This is a genomic window from Rummeliibacillus sp. NPDC094406 (genome assembly GCF_044763875.1).
In the GTDB taxonomy this organism is placed as follows: Bacteria; Bacillota; Bacilli; order Bacillales_A; family Planococcaceae; genus Rummeliibacillus.
This window is the reverse complement of record NZ_JBIWGZ010000015.1, coordinates 10,095-14,602: the sequence shown is the minus strand read 5'-3', so window position 1 is coordinate 14,602 and position 4,508 is coordinate 10,095. Positions and strand designations below refer to the sequence as shown.

The 4,508-nt window shown below is 35.3% G+C and carries 1 protein-coding gene and 1 pseudogene; both read left to right on the top strand.

Annotated elements, in window-relative coordinates; translation table 11 throughout:
- Positions 1-1,701: 1,701 nt before the first annotated feature.
- Entirely contained in the window at positions 1,702-2,190 is a 489-nt protein-coding gene (locus ACIQ4I_RS20670) for a hypothetical protein (RefSeq protein WP_403099626.1), read from the top strand.
- A gap of 142 nt (positions 2,191-2,332) precedes the next feature.
- A pseudogene (locus ACIQ4I_RS20665) lies at positions 2,333-4,508 on the top strand (hypothetical protein); the annotation flags it as partial.

Sequence of the window (4,508 nt, the reverse complement as noted above, 5' to 3'; positions counted from 1 at the left end):
AGCTTTGCTAGCGTATCATCTATAAGATGATATCTATTGTTTGTCCTTGTCACTAACAGAAGTTAGTGATCAAAGTTTATTGATTAACGTCTTGCTTGTTCAGTTTTCAAGGTTCATATCTTACGCCGTTTGTTTCAGCGACTTAATTATTATATCAAACCGAAATAATAATGTCAACAACTTTTTTTGAAAAGTTGTTTTGTTTTCTTATCGCTTTTGGCGACTCCAATAATATACCATGCCATTTTCTCAGAGTCAATATATCTTTATATAATTTTATTAATTTTTTTAGATTTTATAATTTCCATCCGTACTACTACATTATATTGTTAGTAAATACTATTTACATCGTGAAGCTATATACTAAAAATAGCCCTTCGCATCAGAAAAATAATTGCAAGTTATTTATAGAAGGAGAATTAACTCTGCGACGAAAATGGCGATGCGAACGACTTGCTTTCACAATCACTTTTACAAACAATCAAAATTAATAATAACCTTCATAAAATAATGTAATAATGTGAGTACAAGGCCCATTCTCTAAGCTTTGTACTCACACATTAATTAATGCATACTTTCTCTAATTGAGAAGGTGAAATCTATTTAACTAGATCTATCAACTATTTCATTTTTCTTTTCAACATTATTCACCTTATTCACCATCATAAATATGATAGAAATGATAGAAATGATCAAAAGTGAAATAGCTAAATTATTTTCTATCCATTTAATCCTACCTATTATATAAAAAGAATACTCATAGAATAGCTCCTATACTGTTATATTTTAAAAATGCAGAATACAGATAATGTGTATATCCACTTACAAATGGCACACTCGTACACATTAGGGGAATAAATCTAGCCATTACAATCAAGATATGACTATAGTGATTGACGAATATGAGAGCGGAAATCATTTTTCTTGGGAAAGAATGTTTAGTCTTCGCTTTTTTCGCCTCCCTCTTTTCACGAATGCCCCAATGGAATAATTTTGTCTATCCCCTGCAATTGTTGCGCTAAAAAGAGTCCCCCGCTAAATGTTAATAAATTTTATGTTCGAGGTATTCACAAAATCCATCCATGATGTATTTAATATAAAATGAAGAAATAAATCAAACTGTATACTGCTTCGATTGAATATTATTGTAAAATACAATATACCCCATAACTATTTAAGATTGAGCTTAACCATCAGGTAAGTATGTAGCTTGATCTGATTTTTTACGAACTTTCATCTGTAACAACAACAAAACCTTTTCCAGGTTCCCGTACGAGCTGCTTCAATCGCTAAGCTAAGCCCAGCAAATTTTGTCTAGTCAGGAATTCTTTTAACTAATCTAATAACTCGTCTAATTTCTGTAGAGAAATCTGTTAGTTTTCCAGTTAATTCAGTCATTGTTTTTGAATTTCCTTCTAAAAAATCCACCATTGTAGAAGGCTCAACAATAAGTATTCCCCTCCTTTGTATTTATTTTCCGCATCATTAGTTGTTTCAAAACTTGCCATAAAAGCTGTGTTTACTTCTCGACTTTTCACAAGTAAATATGCAAAGGAAACAACTGTTTCTTCGGATACATGTTAAATTTTATAAGAAAATTAATTAGCACAAAAACTTATTTATTCAAATTGGGCTTTTGACAGCTATTCATGAATTCTTGATACATATGGATAGATAGACTACAAAAAAGGAGGTCAAAGGATGAATAAAGAAATGGCAAGTTCATTGTTAAGTAAAGTTATAAAAGTAGATAGGGGGGGACCAGAAACTAATATTGGCATGTTGTTAGGTGCTGAAGACGATCATATCACAGTACTTACAGAGAGCGACGGAGTAGTCTATTATCAAACACAACATATCAAAAGCATCACACATGACTCTAAAGGTGGATTAGAATTCGATACTGTAATTCCTGAGGAATTTAAATTTATTCAAGAGAAGGACTTCAAATCTGTTCTAGGTAACCTAAAATATCAATGGGTAAAAATTAACCGTGGTGGCCCTGAAAAATTAGAGGGTGTTCTGGATGAAGTAACTGATGATTTTTTAACAATCATCTTAAACGAAGAAATTATTCGTGTTTCAATGTTCCATATCCGAAGTATTAGCTACGGACTGAAAATTGAAAAAGAAGATGCAAAAAAAGAGGACGAAAAGAAAGCTTCCAAAAATAATAATACAGCAAAATAGAAGTTTAGAGGATCAAAAAAATAGTTAAATACAGTCGCTATTTATACTATTTATCGCCATATTATCACTTATATAGGACTTAGCACCTTATTTTATGGTTTATTTTTGTTTGAAAAAATAACCTATGAAAGGGGCCCCCTAATTGATGGAGGGTAACTTTAAACAATCAATAGGGGGTCTTTTAGGTGTTAAAATTGGTTTCTATCTAAACGACAACCAATTTATCGAAGGCATCTTATTAGATGTTAAACGAGATCACCTTATTGTAGATGTAAATCAGAGTGTAATTTATTTTGCACTCCATCAAATTCGAGCATTTTCAAAAAACGCAAAAGACTTTCGTGTTTCGTCTCAAGTTATTCCATATCTTAATAAAGATAAACTAACAGATATTTTGAATGACTTGAAATATAGCTGGGTCACCATCAATTGCTTAAGTAACGAGACTTTTGCTGGAGTATTAAGTAGAATTTATGAAGACCATATCATATTGGTGAATAATTCAAAACAGCTATTTGTACAACAATCATATATATCCAATATCTATAAAGGTGTTTATGAAAGTATTGATGAGCCTCAAAAGAGTGATGAAGTAGAAGATACTGAACAAACCCAATCCTCAAAAGAAGAGCCGATTCAACCTTCTAATCCGCCTGTTCAACTTTCTGAACTTGAGTCTGGTCAAATTCCGGAGCCTGAATCTGTCCTTCCTCCTGAAACTAAGTTTGGTCAATTTTCTGAGCCTGAATCTATCTTATCTTCTGAAACCAAGTTTGTTAAAATTTCTGAGCTTGATTTTGTTCAAATCCCTGTATCTGAGCCTGTTCGGATTTCTGAACCTGAGTCTAGTCAAATTCCACAGCCTGAAACTGGTCAATTTTCTGAAACCCAGTTTGTTCAACTTACTAAGCTTGATTCTGTTCATATCCATGACTTTGAGCCTGTTCGGATTTCTGAATCTAAGTCTGGTCAAATTCCACAGCCTGAGTCTGTCCTATCTTCTGAAACCAAGTTTATTAAAATTTCTGAGCTTGATTTTGTTCAAATCCCTGTATCTGAGCCTGTTCGGATTTCTGAACCTAAGTCTGGTCAAATTCCACAGCCTGAATCTACTCTATCTCCTGAAACCGAATTTGCTCAACTTTCTAAGCTTGATTCTATTCATATCCCTGAATCTAAACCTGTTCAATTTTCTGAACCTGAACCTGAACCTGTTAAAATTCCAGAACCTGAATCTACTCTATCTCCTGAAACCGAATTTGCTCAACTTTCTAAGCTTGATTCTGTTCATATCCCTGAATCTGAGCCTGTCAAAATTCCGGAGCCTGAATCTTCTCTACCTCCTGAAATCGAAACTGTCCAAATTCCAGAGCTCGAATCTGCCCTACCTCCTAAAATCGAAACTGTCCAAATTCCAGAGCTCGAATCTACCCTACCTCCTGAAACCGAATTTATTCAACTTTCTAAGCCTGATTCTGTTCATATCCCTGAATCTGAGCCTGTTCAACTTTCTGAACCTGAGCCTATTCAAATTCCGGACCCTGAGCCTGAATCTACTCTATCTCCTGAAACCGAATTTGCTCAACTTTCTAATCTTGATTCTGTTCATATCCCTGAATCTGAGCCTGTTCAAATTCCGGAGCCTGAGCCTGTTCAACTTTCTGAACCTGAATCTCCCCTATCTCCTGAAACCGAATTTGCTCAACTTTCTAAGCTTGATTCTATTCATATCCCTGAATCTGAACCTGAGCCTGTTCAAATTCCAGAGCCTGAATCTTCCCTACCTCCTGAAACCGAACTTGCTCAACTGTCTAAGCTTGATTCTGTTCATATCCCTGAATCTGAACCTGAGCCTGTTCAAATTCCAGAGCCTGAATCTTCTCTACCTCCTGAAACCGAACTTGCTCAACTTTCTAAGCTTGATTCTGTTCATATCCCTGAATCTGCACCTGTTCTACTTTCTGAACCTGAGCCTATTCAAATTCCGGAGCCTGAGCCTGAATCTCCCCTACCTCCTGAAACCGAATTTATTCAACTTTCTAAGCCTGATTCTGTTCATATCCCTGAATCTGAGCCTGTTCAACTTTCTGAACCTGAGCCTATTCAAATTCCGGACCCTGAGCCTGAATCTACTCTATCTCCTGAAACCGAATTTGCTCAACTTTCTATGCTTGATTCTGTTCATATCCCTGAACCTGAGCCTGTTCAAATTCCAGAGCCTGAATCTTCCCTACCTCCTAAAATCGAAACTGTCCAAATTCCAGAGCTCGAATCTGCCCTACCTCCTGAAACCGAGCTTGCTCAACTTTCTAATCTTG

Coding starts and splice junctions, on each gene's coding strand:
- ACIQ4I_RS20670 (WP_403099626.1), top strand. CDS start 1,702: ATGAATAAAGAAATGGCAAGTTCATTGTTAAGTAAAGTTATAAAAGTA.